The organism is Moraxella caviae, assembly GCF_002014985.1.
GTDB classification, from domain to species: Bacteria; Pseudomonadota; Gammaproteobacteria; order Pseudomonadales; family Moraxellaceae; genus Moraxella; species Moraxella caviae.
On record NZ_MUXU01000003.1, the window covers coordinates 1 to 24,108 of the forward strand.

The 24,108-nt window shown below is 48.5% G+C and carries 16 protein-coding genes and 1 tRNA gene; 12 read left to right on the forward strand and 5 right to left on the reverse strand.

Annotated features, from left to right (window positions below; genetic code table 11):
• Positions 1–138 precede the first annotated feature (138 nt).
• The 7 genes from B0181_RS00090 to rplL all read left to right on the forward strand — a co-directional run bounded on the left by B0181_RS00090 (position 139) and on the right by rplL (position 3,854).
• Positions 139–214: transfer RNA gene (locus B0181_RS00090), tRNA-Trp, on the forward strand.
• Positions 215–275: 61 nt separating this feature from the next.
• Positions 276–743: a preprotein translocase subunit SecE gene (secE, locus tag B0181_RS00095; RefSeq protein WP_078275464.1), complete on the forward strand. Its 468-nt coding sequence runs from the start codon at positions 276–278 to the stop codon at positions 741–743.
• Between the two features lie 65 nt (positions 744–808).
• Positions 809–1,339 carry a transcription termination/antitermination protein NusG gene (gene nusG / locus B0181_RS00100; RefSeq protein WP_078275465.1) on the forward strand — a complete coding sequence of 177 codons (531 nt, stop codon included), beginning with the start codon at positions 809–811 and terminating at the stop codon, positions 1,337–1,339.
• Positions 1,340–1,490: 151 nt separating this feature from the next.
• A complete protein-coding gene (gene rplK / locus B0181_RS00105; protein ID WP_078275466.1) occupies positions 1,491–1,922 on the forward strand; it encodes a 50S ribosomal protein L11 in 432 nt (143 codons plus the stop codon).
• Positions 1,922–2,623 (forward strand): 50S ribosomal protein L1, encoded by a 702-nt coding sequence (gene rplA, locus B0181_RS00110; RefSeq protein ID WP_078275467.1) that lies wholly within the window; start codon positions 1,922–1,924, stop codon positions 2,621–2,623. Before rplK ends, rplA begins: the two co-directional genes overlap by 1 nt.
• A gap of 290 nt (positions 2,624–2,913) precedes the next feature.
• Entirely contained in the window at positions 2,914–3,417 is a 504-nt protein-coding gene (gene rplJ, locus B0181_RS00115) for a 50S ribosomal protein L10 (RefSeq protein WP_078275468.1), read from the forward strand.
• Between the two features lie 62 nt (positions 3,418–3,479).
• Positions 3,480–3,854, forward strand: a complete 375-nt coding sequence (gene rplL / locus B0181_RS00120) for a 50S ribosomal protein L7/L12 (RefSeq protein WP_078275469.1) — start codon at positions 3,480–3,482, stop codon at positions 3,852–3,854.
• Positions 3,855–4,304: 450 nt separating this feature from the next.
• Here the strand turns inward: rplL and B0181_RS11845 are convergent, their stop codons facing one another.
• Positions 4,305–4,607, reverse strand: a complete 303-nt coding sequence (locus B0181_RS11845; RefSeq protein ID WP_115338083.1) for a hypothetical protein — start codon at positions 4,605–4,607, stop codon at positions 4,305–4,307.
• Between B0181_RS11845 and rpoB the strand changes: the two genes are divergently transcribed.
• From rpoB to gorA, 4 genes are all read left to right on the forward strand, one after another.
• Positions 4,601–8,707 (forward strand): DNA-directed RNA polymerase subunit beta, encoded by a 4,107-nt coding sequence (gene rpoB / locus B0181_RS00125; protein ID WP_078275470.1) that lies wholly within the window; start codon positions 4,601–4,603, stop codon positions 8,705–8,707. The two genes, B0181_RS11845 and rpoB, sit on opposite strands and share 7 nt — an antisense overlap.
• Positions 8,708–8,780: 73 nt before the next feature.
• Positions 8,781–13,028, forward strand: coding sequence for a DNA-directed RNA polymerase subunit beta' (gene rpoC / locus B0181_RS00130; protein ID WP_078275471.1), 4,248 nt, complete (start codon positions 8,781–8,783; stop codon positions 13,026–13,028).
• Between the two features lie 610 nt (positions 13,029–13,638).
• Positions 13,639–14,865 carry a phosphoglycerate dehydrogenase gene (serA, locus tag B0181_RS00135; RefSeq protein WP_078275472.1) on the forward strand — a complete coding sequence of 409 codons (1,227 nt, stop codon included), beginning with the start codon at positions 13,639–13,641 and terminating at the stop codon, positions 14,863–14,865.
• 201 nt (positions 14,866–15,066) lie between these two features.
• A complete protein-coding gene (gene gorA / locus B0181_RS00145; RefSeq protein WP_078275474.1) occupies positions 15,067–16,437 on the forward strand; it encodes a glutathione-disulfide reductase in 1,371 nt (456 codons plus the stop codon).
• 137 nt (positions 16,438–16,574) lie between these two features.
• Here gorA and B0181_RS00150 read toward each other — a convergent pair whose 3' ends face one another.
• From B0181_RS00150 to nagZ, 3 genes are all read right to left on the reverse strand, one after another.
• Positions 16,575–17,393, reverse strand: coding sequence for a Cof-type HAD-IIB family hydrolase (locus tag B0181_RS00150; RefSeq protein WP_078275493.1), 819 nt, complete (start codon positions 17,391–17,393; stop codon positions 16,575–16,577).
• Positions 17,394–17,561: 168 nt separating this feature from the next.
• On the reverse strand, positions 17,562–18,191 hold the full coding sequence (locus B0181_RS00155) for a DedA family protein (RefSeq protein ID WP_078275475.1): 630 nt from the start codon (positions 18,189–18,191) through the stop codon (positions 17,562–17,564).
• 169 nt (positions 18,192–18,360) lie between these two features.
• Entirely contained in the window at positions 18,361–19,431 is a 1,071-nt protein-coding gene (nagZ, locus tag B0181_RS00160; RefSeq protein WP_078275476.1) for a beta-N-acetylhexosaminidase, read from the reverse strand.
• 378 nt (positions 19,432–19,809) lie between these two features.
• Between nagZ and B0181_RS00165 the strand changes: the two genes are divergently transcribed.
• Positions 19,810–22,044 (forward strand): carboxy terminal-processing peptidase, encoded by a 2,235-nt coding sequence (locus tag B0181_RS00165; RefSeq protein ID WP_078275477.1) that lies wholly within the window; start codon positions 19,810–19,812, stop codon positions 22,042–22,044.
• A 157-nt stretch (positions 22,045–22,201) separates the two neighbouring features.
• On the opposite strand, the gene B0181_RS00170 is transcribed toward B0181_RS00165, so the two are convergent.
• The gene (locus B0181_RS00170) at positions 22,202–23,878 is read right to left on the reverse strand and encodes a HAMP domain-containing sensor histidine kinase (RefSeq protein ID WP_078275478.1); all 1,677 of its coding nucleotides are present in this window, start codon (positions 23,876–23,878) and stop codon (positions 22,202–22,204) included.
• Positions 23,879–24,108 lie beyond the last annotated feature (230 nt).

Below are 24,108 nucleotides of genomic sequence, written 5' to 3' on the forward strand. Positions count from 1 at the left end.
TTTGCTTTTTGGGTTTTTGGAGAAGGAAAAAGGGCGGAAGCAGGGTAAATGAAATCATTGGCAAAGAAAATAAAAAATTTTCAATAAAAAGGTTGCATTTACTAAAATCTTTGCTATAATAGCAATCCTTAACACCCTAGGCGACTGGCTCAATTGGTAGAGCAGCGGACTCCAAATCCGCAGGTTGGGGGTTCGAGTCCCTCGTCGCCTGCCATCTTTATTTCTCCACACCATTTCTTTATTTTCGTATTGGTCAGTCCAAGGCTTATTCCTGCATGAGTGATAATAAAACACGTCTTGATACCCAGACCGACACGGCAACGCCCTCATCAAAACAGCCCGTTACCGTTTCTAAGGAAAACATCGTAGATGTTGCGACAACACGTTCTGCCAAAGACATGATTTTGTGGCTTTTGGCTATCGTTGCGCTGATTGCATCAACGCTGGTTTCGCAGTATTTGCCACGCTATTGGGCGCAGGCGAATGACGTATGGACGCAGCTTGGTATCACAGTGGCGCTGGTGGTGTTTGCGATTGTGTGTCTGGCTTTGACCAACCAAGGGCGCGCCTTTAAAGTACTGCTTAAAGACGCAGGCATTGAGCTACGCCGAGTTACTTGGCCGACCAAAAACGAAACCATTCGCTACACTTGGCAAGTCATTGTTGTGATGATTATTGTCGGCTTTATCGTGTGGCTTTTGGATAATGCGTTCAATTATTTGCTTGGTTTTATCTTGCACTGATCAGATTGCACGAAAAGTCCAGACGAAAAACAAGTTCATACTAATAGGATTTACGGGGTATTGTCATGCGTTGGTATATTATCCAAGCGTTTTCAGGCTATGAAAAACAAGTACAGCGTTCATTGATTGAGCGCATCAAGCGCAGCGGCTTAGAAGAGCAGTTTGGCGATGTGCTTGTGCCAACCGAAGAAGTGGTTGAAATGCGTGAAGGCAAAAAACGCACCGTTGAGCATAAGTTGTTTCCGGGTTATGTATTGATTAACATGGAGATGACTGAAGACACTTGGCACGTTGTGAAAGATTGCCCAAACATCACAGGCTTTATTGGTGGCACTCCAGAAAATCCTGCGCCAATCACCCAAGTGGAAGCCGACCGCATTTTGAACCGTATCCAAAAAGGCGGCGACACACCACGTCCGAAGACTTTGTTTGAGCCGGGCGAAGAAGTGTTGGTGATTGATGGCCCGTTCACTGACTTCAAAGGCTTGGTGAAAAAAGTGGATTATGACAAATCTAAACTTCACTTGACCGTCAGCGTATTTAACCGCCCAACCGATGTAGAATTGGAATTTACAAAGGTTGAAAAGCTGGTTTAATTGTGTTATAATAGAAAAATTCGCTTCAGATGGCGTAAATTGCTTTCTGAAGCTTTTTAGCGAAAAATACAAATAAGGCATTCTTGCTTGTATTTTTGAAATACTCGGGGAGCTAATTTTAGCGTTATCACCCACTATCGGAGAATATCTCATGGCAAAGAAGATTGATGGCTACATCAAGCTGCAAGTGCCTGCTGGTAAGGCAAACCCATCACCACCGATTGGTCCAGCTTTGGGTCAAAAAGGTGTGAACATCATGGCATTCTGTAAAGAGTTCAACGCTGCATCAGCGAACTTTGAGCCGGGCTTGCCAATTCCAGTTGTAATCACCGTATTTAATGACAAGTCTTTCACCTTCATCATGAAGTCGCCACCAGCAGCAGTATTGCTACGCAAGGCGGCTGGCGTTGCTAAAGGTTCAAGCGTGCCAAACAAAACTAAAGTTGGTACTGTAACTCGCGCGCAACTTGAAGAAATCGTGAAAACCAAAGAAGCGGATCTCACCGCTGCTGACCTAGAAGCTGCAATCCGTACTATCGCTGGTACTGCTCGCTCAATGGGTCTTAACGTGGAGGGTGTGTAATGGCTAAGCTAACTAAGCGTCAAAAGCTGATCAACGAAAAAGTTGATAGCAACAAACTATACACCATCGAAGAAGCGGTTGCGATTTTGAATGACTTGCCAGCGGCAAAATTCAAAGAATCTATCGACATCGCTATCAACCTAGGCGTTGATCCACGTAAATCTGACCAAGTGGTTCGTGGTGCAACCAACCTTCCTGCAGGTACTGGCAAAACCAAGCGTGTTGCAGTATTTGCTCAAGGCGCAGCAGCAGACGCTGCTAAAGAAGCAGGCGCTGACGTGGTAGGTTTTGAAGATTTGGCAGAAAGCATCAAAGCTGGTAACATGGACTTTGATGTTGTGATTGCATCTCCAGACGCAATGCGTGTGGTAGGTCAGTTGGGTACAATCCTAGGCCCACGCGGTCTTATGCCAAACCCAAAAGTTGGCACAGTAACTGCTGACGTTGCTACTGCGGTGAAAAACACCAAAGCAGGTCAGGCTCAGTACCGTGTAGACAAAGCAGGTATTATCCACGCTTCTATCGGTCAAGTAGGTTTCACTGGTGAGCAAATCGAACAAAACGCAACTGCGCTATTGAACGATTTGAAACGTGCAAAACCAGCAACTTCTAAAGGTATCTACATCAAGAAGATCACGCTGTCTAGCACTATGGGTCCGGGCCTTGCGATTGACCCAGTTCCACACCGTGCGAACAAATAATTTGCTTATTTAAGCAAAACCGTTGCTGCTTGACCCGTGTTTAATTAAAAATAACACAAGCAGCAACGATGACGAATTAATATTATTAGTTCAGCACAACGGGTTGTGCTGTCTAAGACCGTAGGTATCAATGATTGTTCTCAAGCATTGATGTAAATTATGAATAAAATCATACGCCTACGCAGACGGAACGATCAATCTGGTCGCCGTATTGGTGCAAACGTTTTCAGCGTTTGTAAAATTTGCTTATCGTTTCGGCAGTTTTGAGACGATAAATATGGAGACAACCCATGGCACTAAATCTTCAAGACAAACAAGCAATTGTTGCTGAAGTAAGTGAAGTTGCCAATGTTGCCCTTTCTGCTGTGGTTGCTGACTCTCGTGGCGTAACCGTAGCACAGATGACCGAACTTCGTAAGAAAGCTCGTGAAGCTGGCGTTGATATGCGTATCGTTCGTAACACTTTGTTGCGCCGTGCGCTTGAAGACAGCAGCTTTGCTTGCTTGAATGACGTATTCGTTGGTCCTACTTTGATTGCATTCTCAAAAGAACATCCGGGTGCAGCAGCACGCTTGTTCAAAGAATTTGCAAAAGCCAACGACAAGTTTGAAATCAAAGGCGCAGCGTTTGAAGGCGAATTCATCGACGCAAAATCAATCGATCGCTTGGCAACTCTACCAACTTACGAAGAAGCTATCGCACGTTTGATGGGCACTATGAAAGAAGCAGCGGCAGGCAAACTTGCTCGCACCTTGGCAGCCCTTCGCGACAAGCTACAAGCAGAAGCGGCATAAGTCGCGCGCGGTTAGCGTATTTTGGTTTACTTTATTCAATTTACTAATTAGGAATGATTGCTATGTCACTTACTAACGAACAAATCCTAGACGCCATCGCTGAAAAATCAGTAATGGAAATCGTTGAACTTATCTCTGCAATGGAAGAGAAGTTTGGTGTATCAGCAGCTGCACTAGCAGCAGCACCTGCAGCTGGCGGCGACGCTGGTGGCGCAGCTGAAGAGAAAGACGACTTCAACGTTGTTCTTACTAACGGCGGCGACAAAAAAGTTGCAGTTATTAAAGTTGTGCGTGAAGTTACTGGTCTTGGCCTTAAAGAAGCGAAAGACTTGGTTGAAGGCGCACCACAAACTGTTAAAGAAGGTGCTTCTAAAGCTGAAGCTGAAGAGCTTAAGAAGAAACTTGAAGAAGCTGGCGCTTCTGTTGAGCTTAAATAATCTTTTTGATTATCTAACGCTTTACAAATTGACGCAGTGCGGTGAGCAAAGATTGCTTTGCTTGCCCACCGTGAAAATTAAGAAAAAACCAATAATGTTCTTGCATTATTGGTTTTTTTGTATTATAATTTGGAATTTGACCTTTGGTGTTTTGCACGGCTTTTGGCGCATTGGTTGGGCTAAACAAACCTGCACACCGACAAAAGGACAAACTTTCCCTATGCAGACAGTCTTTTTATTCACCAAACTTGGCTAAGCTAAGTACGTTTCGTGCTTGGCGTTTTTTCGTGTCTGATTGTTTTTCAGTGTGTTTGATGGCTTTTAAGTTTTAAGCATTTACACGAAAAGACATTTGATGATGGCATCGAGCGTGAAATTAGGCAGCTGCATAAGGTTATCTTGGCTAAAACTGCCAAAAACAAAGCAATTTTGATAGATTTTAAGGCTGTATTAGGCAGGCTGATTTGGCAAAATGCTTGTGATAGCGTGCTTTAGCGTGATTTTAAATGCGGCATGAAGCATTGGTGAGACAGATGATGATTTGGTGTAATAGGGACGCCATTGAATGATTTGTTTGGCGATGGTTTGTGCGATGTGAGTTTGTCCGATCATTGATGGCGCAGGTGTTTTGCCATCAAAACCGCGTTTTGTGGTTGATCTTGTGGTTTTAATCAGTTGGGTGGGCGTGCGCTGCGTGGCGTTGGCTGTGCGGGCGTGCCTTCCTAAGTTTAACGTAAGGAATCTTAATGGCATATTCTTATACTGAAAAAAAACGCATTCGTAAAAGTTTTTCACAACTTCCAGACGTCATGGACGTGCCATACTTGTTGGCAATCCAAGTAGATTCTTACGAGCAGTTTTTGCAAGAACACAAAAAGCCAAAAGCCCGTGCGAATGTGGGCTTGCAAGCGGCTTTTTCGTCTATTTTCCCAATTTATAGCCACTCGGGCAATGCCGAGTTGCAATTTGTAGAGTATTATTTGGGCGAGCCTGAATTTGATGAGCGCGAGTGCATCATGCGTGGCTCAACGTTTGCTGCGCCTTTGCGTGTCAAAATCCGCTTGGTGATTAAAGACAAAGACAGCAAGGATAAAGACAGCAAAGCCGCCATCAAAGACATTCGTGAACAAAACGTCTACATGGGCGAAATCCCATTGATGACCGAAAACGGTACGTTCATCATCAACGGCACCGAGCGTGTGATTGTATCGCAGTTGCACCGCTCTCCGGGCGTGTTCTTTGACCACGACAAGGGCAAATCACATTCTAGCGGTAAAGTGCTGTATAACGCACGCATCATTCCATACCGTGGTTCGTGGCTTGATTTTGAATTTGACGTAAAAGATTTGGTGTACGCGCGTATTGACCGCCGCCGTAAACTTTTGGCGACCATTATTTTGCGTGCCATCGGCATGAACACTGCCGACATTTTGGCGACTTTCTTTGAAACGGTGCAAGTATTCAAAGGCGAAGAGTCTTTTGAAGTGGAGCTGATTGCTGAGCGTTTGCAAGGCGAGATGGCACAATTTGACATTGTATCGCCAGATGGCAAGGTAATCGTTGAGCAGGGCAAGCGCATCAACGCACGCCGCATCAAGGAAATTCAGGCAGCTGGCATGACCAAACTTGCCGTGCCTGATGAATACCTGTACGAGCGCATTTTGGCAGAAGACATCGTGTATCACGATGAAGTGATTGCACGTGCAAATACGCTGATTGACCACGAGCTACTGGTAAAACTTGCCGACAAAGACATCAAAGGCTTTAAAATCCTATTCACCAACGACATCGATCACGGCGCATACATCGCAGACACACTGCGTGCTGACACCGTAACCAGCCGTGAAGAAGCCTTGATTGAAATCTATAAAGTCATGCGTCCGGGTGAGCCGCCAACCCTAGAAACGGCAGAAAAACTGTTTGAATCTATGTTCTTTAGCCAAGAGCGTTATGATTTGTCAAACGTTGGCCGCATGAAGTTCAACCGCCGCTTGGGTCGTGAATTTGTAGAAACTGACGATCCAGACGTGCAGCGCGATCAAGGCGTACTGTCAAATGCTGACATCGTGGACGTGCTAAAAGAGTTGATCGAAATCCGTAACGGCCGCGGCGAAGTGGACGACATTGACCACTTGGGTAACCGCCGTATCCGCTCTGTAGGCGAGATGACCGAAAACCAATTCCGCATTGGTCTTGCGCGTGTGGAGCGTGCGGTAAAAGAGCGTCTGACTGCAGCTGAGTCTGACAATCTATCACCACAAGATTTGATCAACTCAAAACCTGTGGCAGCGGCAATCAAAGAATTCTTTGGTTCATCGCAGCTTTCGCAGTTCATGGACCAAAACAACCCATTGTCAGAAATCACGCATAAGCGCCGTGTTTCTGCGCTTGGCCCGGGCGGTTTGACTCGTGAGCGTGCTGGCTTTGAAGTGCGTGACGTACATAACACCCACTACGGCCGTGTGTGTCCGATTGAAACGCCTGAAGGCCCAAACATTGGTTTGATTAACTCTTTGGCGGTATTTGCCAAGACCAACAACTTCGGCTTCCTAGAAACGCCATATCGCCGCGTGATTGATGGCAAAGTTACAGACGACATTGAATATATGTCTGCCATTGAAGAAGTGGGTGCGGTGATTGCACAGGCAGACTCGCCAATGAACGATCAAGGCGAGCTGACCGAAGAGATGGTTATGGTGCGCTATCAAGGCGAATCGGTGCGTATGGGTGTGGATAAAGTAACGCATATGGACGTATCGCCACGCCAAGTGGTGTCTGTAGCGGCAAGTTTGATTCCGTTCCTAGAGCATGATGACGCAAACCGTGCATTGATGGGTGCGAACATGCAGCGTCAGGCTGTACCGACTTTGCGCAGCGATAAGCCGCTTGTGGGTACGGGCATGGAGCGCCATGTGGCACGCGATTCTGGTGTGTGTGTGGTTGCCAAGCGTGGCGGCGTGATTGAAGAAGTGGACGCCAGCCGTGTGATCGTGCGTGTGAACGAAGACGAAATGACCGCAGGTGAAGCAGGTATTGATATTTATAACCTGATCAAATACACCCGCTCAAACCAAAACACCTGTATCAACCAGCGCATCATCGTGAACGAAGGCGATGTGATTGCGCGCGGTGATATCTTGGCGGACGGCCCATCTACCGACCTTGGTGAGTTGGCGCTTGGTCAAAATATGCGTGTGGCGTTCATGCCTTGGAATGGCTATAACTTTGAAGACTCGATTTTGCTGTCTGAGCGTGTGGTACAAGAAGACCGCTTTACTACCATTCACATTCAAGAGCTGACCTGTGTGGCGCGCGACACCAAACTTGGGCCTGAAGAAATCACTGCCGATATTCCAAACGTGGGCGAAGCGGCGTTGTCAAATCTTGACGAAGCGGGCATCGTGTACATCGGTGCAGAAGTGGACGCAGGCGATATTTTGGTGGGCAAGGTAACGCCAAAAGGCGAAAGCCAGCTGACACCAGAAGAAAAACTTTTGCGTGCGATTTTCGGTGAAAAAGCCGCTGACGTAAAAGACACATCTTTGCGTGTGCCGTCATCTACTAAAGGTACGGTGATTGATGTGCAGGTATTCACTCGTGATGGCTTGGAAAAAGACAGCCGTGCTAAAGCGATTGAAAAAGCCATGCTGGACAACTACCGCAAAGACCTAAAAGAAGAGCTGAACATCTTTGAAGCAGCGGCTCGTGGTCGTATCGTCAGTCTATTGTCTGGCAAAACCGTAAGCGGCGGCGCTGGCTTTAAAGCAGGCACGGTATTGAGCGCAGAAAATCTTGAAAATCTGCCACTTGAGACCTTGCTTGACATTCAGCCTGCCGAAGAAGAAGTGTCTGAGCGTTTGACGCAAATCGCTGAATACCTAAGCGAAAAACAAAAAGACATTGACAATAAATTTGCCGATAAGAAACGCAAGCTGACCCAAGGCGATGATTTGGCGCATGGCGTACAAAAAATCGTTAAGGTGTATTTGGCGGTGAAACGCCGCATTCAGCCGGGCGATAAGATGGCAGGTCGTCATGGTAACAAAGGCGTGGTATCACGCATCATGCCAGTAGAAGACATGCCTTATGATGAAAATGGCAACCCTGTGGACATCGTGCTAAACCCGCTGGGCGTACCATCGCGTATGAATATCGGTCAGGTGCTAGAAACGCACCTTGGTATGGCGGCAAAAGGCTTGGGCGATAAGATTGATCAAATGCTAAAAGCGCAAGCGGCGGTGGCTGAACTGCGTGAGTTCCTTGACAAGATTTATAACCAAGTTGGCGGTGAGCAAGTGGATTTGAACAGCCTGTCTGATGAAGACTTGTTGGCGCTTGCCAAAAACCTACGTCAAGGCGTGCCAATGGGTACAGCGGTATTTGATGGCGCGAAAGAAACGCAAATCAAAGCCTTGCTTGAGCTTGCCGATTTGTCGCCAACAGGTCAGCAAACGCTGTATGACGGCCGCACAGGTAAGAAATTTGACCGTCCTGTTACCGTGGGCTATATGTACATGCTCAAGCTGAACCACTTGGTTGATGACAAGATGCACGCGCGTTCAACAGGCTCGTACAGCTTGGTAACTCAGCAGCCGCTGGGTGGTAAAGCGCAGTTTGGTGGTCAGCGTTTTGGTGAGATGGAAGTGTGGGCGCTAGAAGCATATGGCGCGACTTACACCTTGCAAGAAATGCTTACCGTGAAGTCGGACGACGTTGAAGGCCGTACACGCATGTATAAGAACATCGTTGATGGCGAACAGTACATGAATCCCGGCATGCCGGAGTCGTTCAATGTATTGACCAAAGAAATTCGCTCGCTGGGCATCAATATTGACTTGAAAGAAAAGAAATAATATTGCAAGCCTAGCCGCTACCCAGACACGCATTGTGTCTGGGACTTATTGACGAATACAACGGAGAATCCTTTTGAAAGATTTGTTAGACATCATGAAAGGCCCTGCCGATTCAGGCATGAAGGAATTTGATAGTATTCAGATTTCTTTGGCGTCGCCAGACACCATCAAATCATGGTCGCATGGCGAAGTGAAAAAGCCAGAAACCATCAACTACCGCACTTTCAAGCCTGAGCGTGATGGTCTGTTTTGTGCCAAGATTTTTGGCCCTGTAAAAGATTTTGAGTGCTTGTGTGGCAAATATAAGCGCCGTAAATTCCAAGGCATCATTTGCGAAAAATGTGGCGTAGAAGTTACTGTTGCTAAAGTTCGCCGTGAGCGCATGGGTCATATTGAGCTTGCCAGCCCAGTGGCGCACATTTGGTTCTTGAAATCTTTGCCAAGCCGTATCGGTCTTTTGCTTGACATCACGCTGCGTGATATTGAGCGTGTGCTGTATTTTGAAAGCTACATCGTAACCGACCCGGGCATGACAGGTCTTGAAAAGTATCAGCTTTTGGACGATGAAGAGTATTTTACTGCGCTTGAGCAATATGGCGATGAGTTCATTGCCAAGATGGGTGCAGAAGCGGTACAAGACTTGCTGCGTGATATTGACGTGGACGGTGAGATTGATGAGCTGCGTGCGGCAATTCCGCAAACTGGCTCAGAAACCAAGCTGAAAAAAATGTCAAAACGCCTGCAGCTGCTAGAATCTTTCCGTGATTCTGGCAACAAGCCTGAATGGATGGTAATGACGGTGTTGCCTGTGTTGCCGCCAGATTTGCGTCCGTTGGTACCGCTTGAAGGTGGTCGTTTTGCAACTTCTGATTTGAACGACTTGTATCGCCGTGTCATCAACCGTAACAACCGCCTAAAACGCCTGCTTGAGCTAAACGCACCTGACATCATCGTGCGTAACGAAAAACGTATGTTGCAAGAAGCGGTAGACGCACTCTTGGACAATGGTCGTCGTGGCCGTGCGATTACAGGTTCAAACAAACGTCCATTGAAATCTTTGGCAGACATGATCAAAGGTAAGCAAGGTCGTTTCCGTCAAAACCTGTTGGGTAAGCGTGTAGACTACTCAGGTCGTTCGGTGATTGTGGTTGGTCCGACACTGCGCCTACATCAGTGCGGTCTGCCTAAGAAAATGGCGCTTGAGCTGTTCAAGCCGTTTACTTATGCCAAATTGCTACAAAACAACATCGCCAGCACCATCAAAGCCGCCAAGAAAATGGTAGAGCGTGAAGAGCCTGCGGTGTGGGATATGCTTGCCAGCGTGATTCGTGAACATCCAGTGTTGCTAAACCGTGCGCCAACGCTGCACCGTTTGGGCTTGCAAGCGTTTGAGCCTGTACTGATTGAAGGTAAAGCGATTCAGCTGCACCCATTGGTGTGTGCGGCATTTAACGCCGACTTTGACGGCGACCAGATGGCGGTACACGTGCCATTGACGCTAGAAGCGCAGCTAGAAGCGCGTGCGTTGATGATGTCTACCAACAACATTCTATCGCCAGCGAACGGTGAGCCTATCATCGTACCATCGCAGGACGTGGTGTTGGGCTTGTATTACATCAGCCGCAGCCATGTGAATGCCAAGGGCGAAGGTATGGTGTTTTCTACCGTGAACGAAGCCTTGCGTGCGATTGGTTCTGACGATTTGTCAGTAAACGCCAAGATTAAAGTGCGTGTTACCGAAACCGTGCTTGACGAAAAAACTGGCGAGAAAACCACACGCACAGAAATCAAAGACACCGTTGCTGGTCGTTTGTTGATTTGGAACATCATGCCAGAAGGTATGGCGTTTGAAGAGTGCAACAAAGAGATGACCAAAAAGAACATCTCTAAGCTGCTAAACTCATGCTACCGTAAACTTGGCGTGAAAGATTCGGTAATGTTTGCCGACCATCTGATGTACCTAGGCTTTGCCCAAGCGACTTTGTCGGGCATTTCTATCGGTATGGAAGACATGGTGATTCCACCGACCAAAAAAGAAATCGTGGACGCAGCCGATGCCGAAGTGCGTGAGATTGAACAGCAGTTTGAGCAAGGTTTTGTAACCGCAGGTGAGCGCTATAACAAAGTTGTTGATATTTGGTCTCGTACGTCTGATAAAATCGCCAATGCGATGATGGAAAACCTATCAACCGACAGCGTGGTGAATGCCGCTGGTGAAGTTGAGCAAGAAAAATCGTTCAACTCAATTTACATGATGGCAGACTCTGGCGCTCGTGGTAGTGCAACGCAGATTCGTCAGCTCGCTGGTATGCGTGGCTTGATGGCAAAACCAGACGGCTCTATCATCGAAACGCCAATTAAGGCGAACTTCCGTGAAGGCTTGACGGTATTGCAGTACTTTATTTCTACGCACGGTGCGCGTAAAGGTCTTGCCGATACCGCCTTGAAAACTGCGAACTCAGGTTATCTGACTCGCCGTTTGGTGGACGTGGCACAAGACTTGGTCATCACGCTTGATGACTGTGGCACAGAAGCAGGTCAGTTGATGACACCTGTGATTGACGGCGGCGAAATCGTAGAACGTCTGGGCGATCGTGTGCTTGGTCGTGTGGCTGCCAAAGATGTGCTAAATGCTGATGGCGACGTGGTTGTGGCGGCTGGTACGCTGATTGATGAGCGTTTGGTTGAGCTGCTTGACAAAAACGCCATTGATGAAGTATGGGTGCGCTCGGTGATTACCTGTGAGTCAGGCCATGGCGTGTGTGCGAAGTGCTACGGACGTGATTTGGCGCGCGGTCATTTGGTGAACATCGGTGAGTCTGTGGGCGTTATGGCGGCGCAGTCTATCGGTGAGCCGGGTACTCAGCTTACCATGCGTACGTTCCACGTTGGTGGTGCGGCAAGTGCTGCGTCAGTGGACAACAGCGTGTCTGTGGGCAATGCAGGTACGGTACGTTTCCATAACATGAAAACGGTAGAACACGTTGATGGGCATTTGGTTGTGGTATCACGTTCGGCAGAAATCGGCGTGGCAGACAGCCAAGGCCGTGAGCGTGAGCGCTATAAAGTGCCATACGGCTCAAACGTGCTGGTACGAGACGAAGCGGCTGTGGCAGCTGGCGATGTGATTGCCAAGTGGGATCCGCATACCCACCCAATCATCACCGAATTTGCTGGTAAAGCACGCTTTAGCGACATCACAGACGGCATGACCGCCACAGTGAAAGTGGACGAAACCACAGGCATGAGTTCGTTTGAAATCTTGGCAAGTAAGGATCGCCCAAGCATCGCCAAAGACTTGCGTCCTGCCATCATTCTTGACACTGCCGAAGGCAAAGAAGTGGTTTACTTCTTGCCAGCTGAGACGGTGATTCGTGTGTCTGAAGGCGAAGCGGTGGCGGCAGGTTCGGTGCTAGGCCGTGTACCACAAGCCACTTCAGGTACCAAAGATATTACCGGTGGTCTGCCGCGTGTTGCTGACTTGTTTGAAGCGCGCCGTCCAAAAGACCATGCAATCTTGGCAGAGATGAGCGGCGTGGTGAGCTTTGGTAAAGAAACCAAAGGCAAAAACCGTTTCATCATCACTGACGAAGATGGCAACGTACACGAAGAGCTGATTCCAAAATGGCGTCAAATCAACGTCTTTGAAGGTGAAACGGTGGAGCGTGGCGAAGTGGTGTCAGACGGCCCATCAAACCCACACGACATCTTGCGTCTAAAAGGCGAAACCGCACTTGCCAACTACATCGTGAATGAAGTGCAAGAAGTTTATCGCTTGCAAGGCGTAAAAATCAACGATAAGCACATTGAAGTCATTGTACGTCAGATGCTGCGTAAAGTTGAAGTGATTGACGGCGGCGATTCTAGCTACTTTAAAGGCGACCAAGTGGAATACGCCAAAGTGCGTGCGCTGAACGAAGAGCTTGTGGCGAATAACAAGTTCCCAATTCAGTTTGAGCGTCAGCTTTTGGGTATCACCAAAGCAAGTCTTGCAACCGAAAGCTTCATCTCGGCAGCGTCATTCCAAGAGACCACGCGTGTCTTGACCGCTGCGGCTACGATGGGCAAAGTGGACGATTTGACAGGCTTGAAAGAAAACGTGGTGGTGGGTCGTTTGATTCCTGCTGGTACGGGTCTGGCTTATCATCAAAACCGCAAGCGCACCGCCGAAAAAGCGGCTGCCGAAGCTGTGCCATCGCTTGATGACATCTTGCTGGCTGGTACTGGCGAAAGCGAGCCTGCGCAAACGGTGGAAGACAGCTTCGCCAAGGCGTTTGCTGAAGAGCTGGGTCAAAACCAAGACCAAAATGCTGCCGAATAAGCCAGCCAAATCGGTGATAAACCGACAGCTTGCTTAATCAAGCCATACAAAAAGTCCATCATGATTGGTGGGCTTTTTGTTTTTGGGAGGTTTGTAGGCTTGGTTGACAAGTTGGTTTTTTTAAGGCTGTAGATTGGGTTAGCGTGAGCGTAACTCAACATTCCGAGTGATAAACCATCATTTCACGCAAAACTGTTTAAAAAACCGTTCGTGGTGAGCCTGTCAAGCCATGGCGGTTTTTTACAAATCCTTCACAAGTTTAACCCTTTGACAAGCTCAGGGCGAACGGGACAGAGCTTGCAGGTTGGGTAGCGGTAGCCCGTAAGTTGGGTTAGCGATAGCGCAACCCAACATTCCAAAGACAGCCCATCAAATTTGTTGGGTTTTCGCTTTGCTCAACCCAACTTACGAACGCTCAACCTAGCCTGCGAGCCACCAACTTAATTTACAAACCAAGCAAATTTCACCGCCCAATCAGGCTTATGAAATTTCTTTCATCTTATTATGAAAATTTTTCTTTAAGTTTTCTTGTGTAAGCGGTTGCAAAAATGGGGCAATCGGTGTATAAATATAGGTTGTTTTTATCGCCAAACCTTCCTAAGGATACCCCATGACCCTATCGCTTCACAAAGACAAAATCCGCTTCTTGCTGCTAGAAGGCGTGCATGAAAACGCCCTAAAAGTGTTGAACGAAGCAGGCTACACAAACATTGAATACATCAAAACCGCGCTTGACGAAGAAGAGCTGATTGAAAAAATCAAAGACGCACACTTCATCGGCATTCGCTCACGCACGCAGCTGACTCGCAAAGTGCTAGAATCTGCCGAAAAGCTAATCGCCATCGGCTGCTACTGCATTGGTACCAACCAAGTGGATTTAGAAGCGGCGCTGGAGCTTGGTATTCCTGTGTTTAACGCGCCATATTCAAACACACGTTCGGTGGCAGAATTGGTGCTGGCTGAGACCATCATGCTGATGCGTGGCGTGCCAGAGAAAAACGCAGTCGTACACCGTGGCGGTTGGAATAAATCTGCCAAAGACAGCTATGAAGTGCGTGGCAAAACCATGGGTATCGTGGGTTATGGCTCAATCGGTTCGCAGCTTTCTGTGCTTGCCGAAAGCCTTGGCATGAAAGTGATTTATCATGACGCCATCACCAAGCTGCCTTTGGGTAATGCGGTGCAAGTGGGCAGCCTTGATGAATTGCTTGAAAAAGCGGACGTCGTTACTTTGCACGTTCCTGACCTGCCAAGCACACGCAACATGATGACGGCAGCCGAATTTGCCAAAATGAAAGACGGCGCATTTTTCATCAATGCGGCGCGCGGCGGCTGTGTGGACATTGATGCGTTGGCGGCAGCACTAGAAAGCAAAAAAATCCTAGGCGCAGCGATTGACGTATTCCCAAAAGAGCCAAAATCAGCGGACGAAGAGTTTGTATCGCCATTGCGTGCGTTTGATAATGTGATTTTGACGCCGCACGTTGGTGGCTCAACCCAAGAAGCGCAAGCGAACATCGGTCTTGAAGTGGCGGAAAAATTCGTCAAATATTCAGACCAAGGCGACACCACCAGCGCAGTAAACTTCCCAAACGTCTCAATCCCGTTCACCGAAGGCACGCACCGCTTGCTGCACATTCACAAAAACGTGCCGGGCGTACTATCACAAATCAACGCAGCCTTTGCCGATGCAGGCATTAACATCGCCGCGCAATCGATGATGACCAAAGGCGACGTAGGCTATTTGGTGATGGACGTGGACGATAACGACTCAGAAAAAGCACTACAACGCCTGCGCGCGGTGCCTGAGACCATTCGTGTGCGTGTGTTGTTCTGATGTTTTAACCGCTTTTATGGCAGTTATTTACAAATCAAAACCGCTTGGCAAACAGGCGGTTTTGTTTTTGTGGTACAATTTTATGGTACAATGAAGCGATGGTAAGCTGCACCGAGCAAGGCGCACCAAAAACCACATTGACAAAACAGATTTTACACTCAAACTCAGCAATAAATTTAGCAGCAAAATTAGGATAACTTTATGACTAAACATTACGATTATGTTGCCATTGGTGGCGGTTCAGGCGGGATTGCATCAATTAACCGTGCGGCGAGCTATGGCAAAAAATGTGCGATTATTGAAGCCAAACATTTAGGCGGTACTTGCGTAAACGTAGGTTGTGTGCCGAAAAAAGTGATGTTCTACGGGGCACAAATTGCAGAGGCAATCAACAGCTATGCCCCTGATTATGGCTTTGATGTGGAAGTGAAAAACTTTGACTTTGCCAAATTAGTGGAAAGCCGTCAGGCGTATATTTCGCGTATTCATACTTCATACAACAATGTATTAGGCAAAAACAATGTTGATGTTTTAAATGGCTTTGCGAAGTTTGTCGATGCCAAAACCCTTGAAGTCAGCTATGCAGACGGCACAAGCGAGCTAGTAACAGCGGATCATATTTTGATTGCCACAGGCGGTCGCCCATCTCGCCCGAATATCAAAGGGGCAGAATACGGGATCGATTCTGATGGCGTGTTTGCCCTTGAAAGCCTGCCGAAAAGTGCCGCAGTTGTTGGGGCGGGTTATATTGCCGTAGAACTGGCTGGCGTGTTAAACAGCTTGGGCGTGCAGTCGCATTTATTCGTTCGCCAACACGCACCGCTTCGCACGATGGATCCAATGCTTTATGAAACTTTAATGGAAGTGATGGCACAAGATAACATCACGCTTCACACCAAAGCCATTCCGCAAGAAGTGGTTAAAAATGCGGACGGTACGCTCACGTTAAAACTTGAAGATGGGCGTGAAACGACCGTTGAAACGCTAATTTGGGCGATTGGTCGTGAGCCAGCCACTGATGTGATCAACCTACAAGCAGCAGGCGTTGAAACCAACGAACGTGGCTACATCAAAGTGGATAAATTCCAAAATACCAATGTACCAAACATTTATGCGGTGGGCGATATTATCGAAGGAGGCATTGAACTTACACCAGTGGCGGTTGCGGCAGGTCGCCGTTTATCTGAGCGTTTATTCAATAACAAACCGAATGAACATTTAGATTATAATCTTGTGCCAACCGTGGTATTTAGCCACCCGCCAATCGGCACAATTGGCTTAACCGAGCCACAAGCGATTGCACAATATGGCGAAGAAAATGTGAAAGTCTATAAATCCTCTTTCACAGCGATGTACACAGCGGTTACCCAGCACCGCCAGCCTTGCCGAATGAAATTAGTTTGTGTCGGCAAAGAAGAAAAAGTGGTGGGCTTACACGGCATTGGCTTTGGTGTTGATGAAATGATCCAAGGCTTTGCAGTAGCAATCAAAATGGGGGCAACCAAAGCTGATTTTGATAACACCGTAGCCATTCACCCAACAGGTTCAGAAGAATTTGTAACCATGCGTTAATTGGTTGGTTTGCGCTGATTTGAAAAATGATGCAGCGCAAGCGACACCACAAAATGACAACAATAAAAAACACCGCTTAAGCACTATTTAAGTCAAGCTGAGCGGTGTTTTTTGTGGTGAATATTTGACAAAATTAGTCAATCAATCACGCCCAGCATTTTTAGACCTTGATAAATGCCGTCGTCGGTGTGATTTGGGCAGACGTAATCCGCCACCGCTTTAAGATTTGGGTGTGCATTGCCCATCGCCACGCCTGTGCCTACCGCTTGCAGCATTTCTAAGTCGTTCAGCCCATCGCCAAACGCCATCGCTTCGCTAAAATCAAGCCCCAAAGCGTCCAGCACCGCTTGAATGCCGCGCGCTTTTGAGCCTTTTGCGTCCAAAATATCCACGCCAGAGACGTGCCAACGCACAGTTTTTAAATCGCTTGGCAAGTCCAAATCAATGGTGCTGTTGTCATCATAAAAAGTGAGCATTTGGTACACAGGCGTTGTCATATCAAAGCTGTCCACCACACGATAAGGAATGTGCAGCGATGTCAAAGCCGCCGTCATGGCAGGCGTTTCGTCAAATGCCAAAATCGCATCGCGCGTCATGTAGCCATAGGCAAGGTTTTTGCGTTTTAATAAATCGGTGGTGGTGCGGATTTGCTCGCTCGTCAGCGCAAAATCCACCAGCGGCTCGCCACGAAATTCGTTGTATTGTCCATTGATGGTTACAAATAAATCAATGCCAACTTTATCAATCAGCTCGTTAATCGCTGGCGGAAACACGCAAATCCCACGTCCAGTGGCAATCGCCACCATAATGCCACGCTCTTTTAGCGCAAGCAGGGCGGTGGTTACGCTTGGCGGTACATAATTGTCGTATTTGATGTACAGCGTGTCGTCAATGTCAAAAAAGACGATTTTAGGCGCATGGGCAAGCGGCGGCGTGGTGTGAGAAAGTATTTGCATGGCGATGGTAATTTTAAATTGAAACGGCTTGTATTGAACTTGCATTGAAGCAAATTGAGCTTTTATTGTAACACACTTCGGATAAGGCGTGTTGCCAAGCGATTTTTGGCTGAATTAAAAAAAACGTTCGTGGTGAGCCTGTCGAACCATGACGGTTTTTTTAGCCGCTTACGAACGCTCGCCATTAAAAAACACCGTGCGAATGCGCTTGATGACGATAAAGACAAGCAGCACACCAGCGGCAATCGCCACGCCTTTACTGATGGGTGCGATGAAAGTTTCCACGGCGGCGTAATTTGCCCCAAGCAAGTAACCTGCATACGCCAAAAGCGTTGTCCAAATGGCTGAACCCGCCGCAGTCAGCAGCAAAAACGGCACAAGCGGCATTCGTGCCATGCCAGCAGGAATGGAAATCAGCGAGCGAATGGCAGGAATCATGCGTCCAAAAAACACCACCGTTTTGCCGTATTTGGCGAACCACGCTTGCGCATTTTGTACATCGGCAGGCGTGATGAGCAAAAATTTGCCGTAGCGTTCGGCAAGGCGATACAGCCGCGCTTCGTCCAAAAGCGTCCCCAAATAATACAGCGGCAAAGCACCCAGCACCGCACCCAGCGTCCCTGCGATAATCACCGCAAATAGACTCATCTTGCCCATCGCCGCCGCAAAACCTGCCGCTGGCATGATAAGCTCGCTGGGAATGGGTGGAAAGACGTTTTCTAAAAACATCATCGCCACCACGCCAAGCAAGCCGAGCTTATCCATCATGATAAGCACCCATTCGCTGATTGTATCCATGCTAAGACCTAGGGAAGTTGATTGTGTATTGGTTGCACCAAGTGAATTTTCGGGTGTATGAAGTGAATTTTTGAGCAAGTTGTCCAAAGATGGCGCCCAAAACCAAAAACGCACAATATAGCATGAATATTGTGCGTTGTCCGTTGGCAAATTGTAAGATGATTTTTTGTCAGCAGTATTGCGTTGGGTCTTTTTGGGTGTTATTTGGCTCTATGGTGTCGGCAAAAAACGCACGCTGTACGTTGGTTTTGGCGTTTTGCCAGTGGGGGAATTGAGCGCAAGTGGCTTCAAGCGAGCCTTGCCATGCTGGGATTTTGCCTTTCATGCGAGCAAAGCGGTTTGGCACGTCCGCAAGCGTTTTGGCGAATGCCACCGCACGCAGCGCATCATCACGGTTATTACACACCAAAGCCATGTCGCAGCCTGCACCGATGGCAGCCGACACACGCGCTTCCACACCGCCTGCAACGTGCGCTGCTTTCATGGATAAATCATCCGAGAAAATCACGCCATCAAAGCTAAGTTTTTCACGCACGATGTCTTGTAGCCACACACGCGAAAATCCTGCTGGCACATCATCAACTTTAGGATAAATGACGTGCGCTGGCATGAGTGCGTCCAGTTTTGGTAGGGTTTGCACGAAGGTTTTGGCGTCTTGCTCCCAGATTTCATCAAAACTGCGCTCGTCCACCGCATCGGCAACGTGCGAATCAGGCGCAACCGAGCCATGCCCGGGGAAGTGCTTGCCCGTGGTCGCCATGCCAGCGTCATGCATACCGTCCATCAGCCGAGCTGACAGCGCTGTGATGGCGGCGGTGTCGGCATGAAAGGCACGATCGCCAATCACCGCACTGCACCCATCAATATCCAGCACAGGCGCAAAGCTAAAATCCACGCCCACCGCCAGCACTTCGCTTGCCATCAGATAGCCGACATCATAGGCGAGCGCAAGAGCTGCCGCAGCGTCCGTGTCGTACAGCTTGCCAAGCCGTCCCATCGCAGGCAGCGGCGAAAATCCTGCACGAAAACGTGCCACACGTCCGCCTTCTTGATCAACGGCAATCAGCACGTCAGAATTGGCTTTACGCATGGCGTCAGTCAGCACGCGCACTTGGGCAGGCGTGTCCACGTTTCTTGCAAATAAAATCATGCCGCCGATTTCAGCGTGCTGTAAAAATTCTTGGTCAGCGTCCGTCAGGGTGTGTCCTGCCACGTCCGCCATGATGATGCCTTGTGCCATAAAATGCCTTTTTATGCTAATTTTGGTAAATTGTGCTAACAGTCGCACTTTAAATCGTGCTTATTATGCCACAGTTGTTAAAGATTGCGCAGGGTTTCTTTGGGGTGAAATTGTAATTTTGCGTGTTTGGCTGTCAATTTACCTGTCAATTCGCGGGCTGGCAAGTTTGCCAATCGTGTCTTGATTTTTGCCAAGTGCGCCAACATTGTAAAACAAGCAAACTTTCGCCACAAAAACCATCAGACAAGAAAGATGGAATGTGGTATGATAATGAGAATTTTTCTTAGCATTTGTATTTGGCGTGGATAATTGTCAGCGCAAATGACAAGGTGCTTTGGGCATAAATCACAAACAAAATCAAACCAAAACGGAATATTTATGAAAAAACAACTCATGCTTTCAGGTGTGTCGGCGGCGATTGTGGGCGTACTGCTGGCGCAAGGCTATGCGATGGTTGCCACGGCGGCAGACCGTGTCGGATTTGAGCCGAGCGTGGAGCAAAAAGTAACCGCGCGTCAGATTTCTTTGCTGCTTGATCGTGCGCATTATTTGGATCAGCCTTTAAATCGTGAGATGGGCAAAAAAATCCTTGAGATGTATTTTGACGACTTAGACCGCTCACGCACGCTGCTTTTGCAAGCGGACGTGGACGAGTTTACCGCCAAATATGGCGACACCTTTGCCGAGCGGCTAAAGCGTGGCGATTTGAGTGCAGGCGTGGAAGTGTTCGAGCGTTATCGTACGCGCGCCAACGAGTATTATGACTATGCCAAAGCGCTTTTGGATCAGGGCGTGAGCCTAAATACGAACGAGACCATCGTGCTTGACCGTGAAGAAGCGCCACGTTTTCAAAGCCAAGATGAGCAGCGTCAATATTGGAAAAATCAAATCACTTATTCGCTGATTGGCTTGACCTTATCCCAAGAAAATGACGCAAAAAAAGACAAGGCGTTCATTGAAAATCCTGAGCTGACGCGTGGGCAAGACTTGGTGCGTGGCGAAGAGCGCACGCCAACAGAAATTCTAAAAAATCGTCTGAACCGCCAGCAGCAACAGCTTGAGCGCATGAAGCCTGATGAAATCATCGAGACGATTTTAAACACCGCCACGCAAACTTACGATCCACACAGCAATTATTATGCGCCAGTACAAGCCAACGAAATCCAAATTCAGTCTAATTTACAGCTTGAAGGCATCGGCGTGTCCATCCGTCCAGACCGCAAAAACCCTGATTATACACGCATCGTAACCTTGGTGGATGGCGGCCCTGCCCAAAAAACAGGACAAATCCGTGCCAATGACTTGATTTTGGGCGTGGCGCAAGATGGCGAGCCGATGGTAGATGTGGTGGGCTGGAGTACGCGTGAGATTGTGGCGGTGATTCGTGGCAAGCGTGGCACGTCCGTAACCATCAAAGTCAAGCAGCCAAACACGCCAGATTCCAGCGCACGCAACGTAACCATCGTGCGTGATGTCATCGCCCAAGAAGAGTCAGGCGTGCATCATCGTGTGATTGACGTGCCACATCAAGGCACAACCAAACGTGTGGGCGTGCTGGAAATTCCAAGTTTCTATTTGAATTTCAAGGCGCGCCGCAGTGGCGCGGACGCTAAAGATTACCGCTCAGTCAGTCTTGACACCGAAAAAGCACTCAAGGCGCTAAACCAGCAAAACATTGATGGCTTGGTGGTAGATTTGCGCAACAATCCCGGTGGCTCACTGGACGAAGTGGTGAAAATGCTGGGCTTGTTCTTAAAGCAAGGGCCGCTGGTGCAGATTCGTGATAACCAAGGCAACGTGCAGGTGTATGTAGACCGTGATGGCGGCAAGCAGCTGTACGCAGGCGAGATGGTGGTGCTGGTGAATTTGGGTTCGGCATCTGCGTCTGAGATTTTTGCGGCGGCGATTCAAGATTATGGGCGTGGGCTTGTGGTGGGCAGCACCACGACAGGCAAAGGCTCAGCGCAAGTACAGCGTGATGACGTGGCGCTTGGCAGTGCCACGCTCACTCAGCGTAAATTCTACCGTGTTACTGGCGGCAGCACCCAAAACAAAGGCGTAGTGCCTGACATTGAGCTGGTGAATATTTACGAAGGCATGGAATTTGGCGAGCGTGAATATAAAAATCCTTTGGAATGGGACACCATCAAAACCACGCCATTTAAGCCAGAAGGCCGCTATGCGCCTGAGTTGATTGAGACGTTGTCGGCGCAGTCGGCAGCGCGCCAAAAGAGCGATCCGCAGTTTGTGTATTTATCACAAGTGAACGCCATTCGTGCGCTTGACGATGACAAATTGCCTGCCGATATTGACATTGACAAGCGCCGTGCCAAGGCGAAAAACATCGAGCAGCGCACGCTCATCGCTGAAAATGCACGCCGCCAAGCCACAGGCGAAGCGCCTTTTACAAGTTTTGCCACTTATCAGGCGAATCTTGACGCACTGGCCGAAGAGCGTGCGGCAATGAAAGAAAACGAGCGTCCGAAATTGCCAGAAAGCGAAGCGTTCGTGCGTGAAGCGGCAACGCTGATGTTTGACGCAAAAGACATCGTCCAAAGCGAAACGGCTGCGCCAGAGCAAGCCGAAACTCAAACCCAAACTCAAGCTGAGTAACCAACCCAATCGCCAGCCGTCAGCACCACGCCCTAAGCGCAGCGATTGCAGTGATTGAAATAAAAAACCGCCTTTTGTGAAGAAGGGCGGTTTTTTTTGCAAGGTTTCATTGTAAGTTTAGATAGTAAGTTAAGATGATAAACTGGGCGGTAAAAAATCAGTCGCTTGGCTTGTCGTCCGCTTGCTTGCTGTCGCTTTTTTCGGTTTTATTGTCGGCTTTGTCGGATTTGCTGTCCGCTTGGCGAGATTTGAGCGGCAACACGACCAAAAAGCGTGTTTTGCCTTGCCAAGTGTCGGTGCTGATTTGTCCGCTGTGCGCTTCTACGATTTGCGACACCAAAGACAAGCCTAAGCCTGAGCCTTTCTTTTCTTGTTTTAGGCGCACAAAGGGGCTGAAAATATCGCTGCGTTTATCCACAGGAATGCCTTCGCCTTGGTCAATGAATGCCAGCACCGCAAAAGCAGGCTCGGCTTTGGTGTCTTTTTGGCGGCTAAAGCGTGCCAGCAGCTTTTTGCGTGGCGTGGCGTTGGTGTCTGCGCTCATTTCTGCGCCTGTTTCCGCATGGGTTTCGCCTATTTCTGTATTGGCTTCGCTGGTTTCAAGAGCTGTCTCATTTTGGGTTTCAGGCTCTACTAAGCCTTCAGGAATGTTGGCAGCGTCTTGGGCGTTTACCGCTTGATAAACGTACACTGACACAGGCGGCACACCGTGAATCATGGCGTTGTTCAGCAGATTGCGTACCAAATGCGTGAGTAGCTTGGGCTGGGCAGACATCGTTACAGGCTCGGCAAACAGCGTGGCTTCTGGGTAGTGCTGACATTCAGCCAGCACCAGCTCGTCCAGCTCCACTTGCTCGGTGGCTTGCAAGGCGTGTCCAGCACCTAGACGGCTGACCAGCAAAATGCTTTCTACCAAGTCATTTAGTCCTGTCAAATCACGGTTGATGGCGGCGGCACGTTTGTCAAATTTCGCCTTATCGTCATCGCCAAGTTTTTGGGTGAGCATATCCATCATTTCAATTTGCAAGCGGATGCGTGTGATGGGCGTGCGAAATTCGTGCGAAGCGTGCGCCAGCAGTAGGCTGTTGGCATTGATGAGTTGCTCGATTTTTTGGGCAGATTGGTTGAAGCCGTACGCCAGCGCAGCGATTTCGTCATTGCCTTTTTCGCTGACACGCACGCTAAAATCGCCATCGCCCAGCTTCACCATTTGCTGACTCATTTGATTGATGCGCCATGTGATGTTATGCGCAATCCACCACAGCACCGCCGTCATGATAATCATCAGTAGCAGCGTGCCTGTAAATAGATTGAACATCGCTGACAGAGGCCGCTCTTTTGGTGGCGTGCGGCTTTCGTACCACAGCGAGTAGCCGCCTGCGCCATCTACCATCACATGATGATGGGCGGGCGTGAAAATGCCGGGTGCGATGTTTGTCAGCCAAGACGGCTCGTAGCGCAGCTCTTTGGGCAAGTCGCTGTTTTCGGTTTGTAGCACCAAATTACCATTGGGGGCGTAAAGTCCGATTTTGGCGTTCAAACTTTCATCGAAAATATCAAAACTTTTTTTCACCACCGCCAAAATAAACCGTGCCTGCAAGCGGTTGTCTTGCTGCACCAGTTCGTCTGATTCCACCAAAAGCGGCTCGATTTGCGTCATGATTTGCCCTGCGATGGCACGAGAACGCACGCTGTCGGAATTGTTATGCACCAGCTGGGCAAGCAGCACCATGGCGATGGCAAACGCCACCAACGCCAAAAATACGCTGATGAACAGGCGGGCAAAAACCGAACGAAAACCAAAATGCGTGGTGGAATCAGGTGTGTGCTTCATGGGCTTGTGGGAATTATGGTTTGGGGTGTGGTTTAATGAGTGATAAAAATTGCGCAAAGCTAAAATTTACGCCAAATTTACACCAATCTTTGACTAAATTTTAGCAAACGCTGGCAACTATTTGCGAATTTAGCGTGTTAATTTTAGCACATCATGTAGCGCATCAATGATGCAAGGCGATGCTTGCCATCAACCAAAAAGCCATCAAGTAACAAACGGCTTGATGGCTT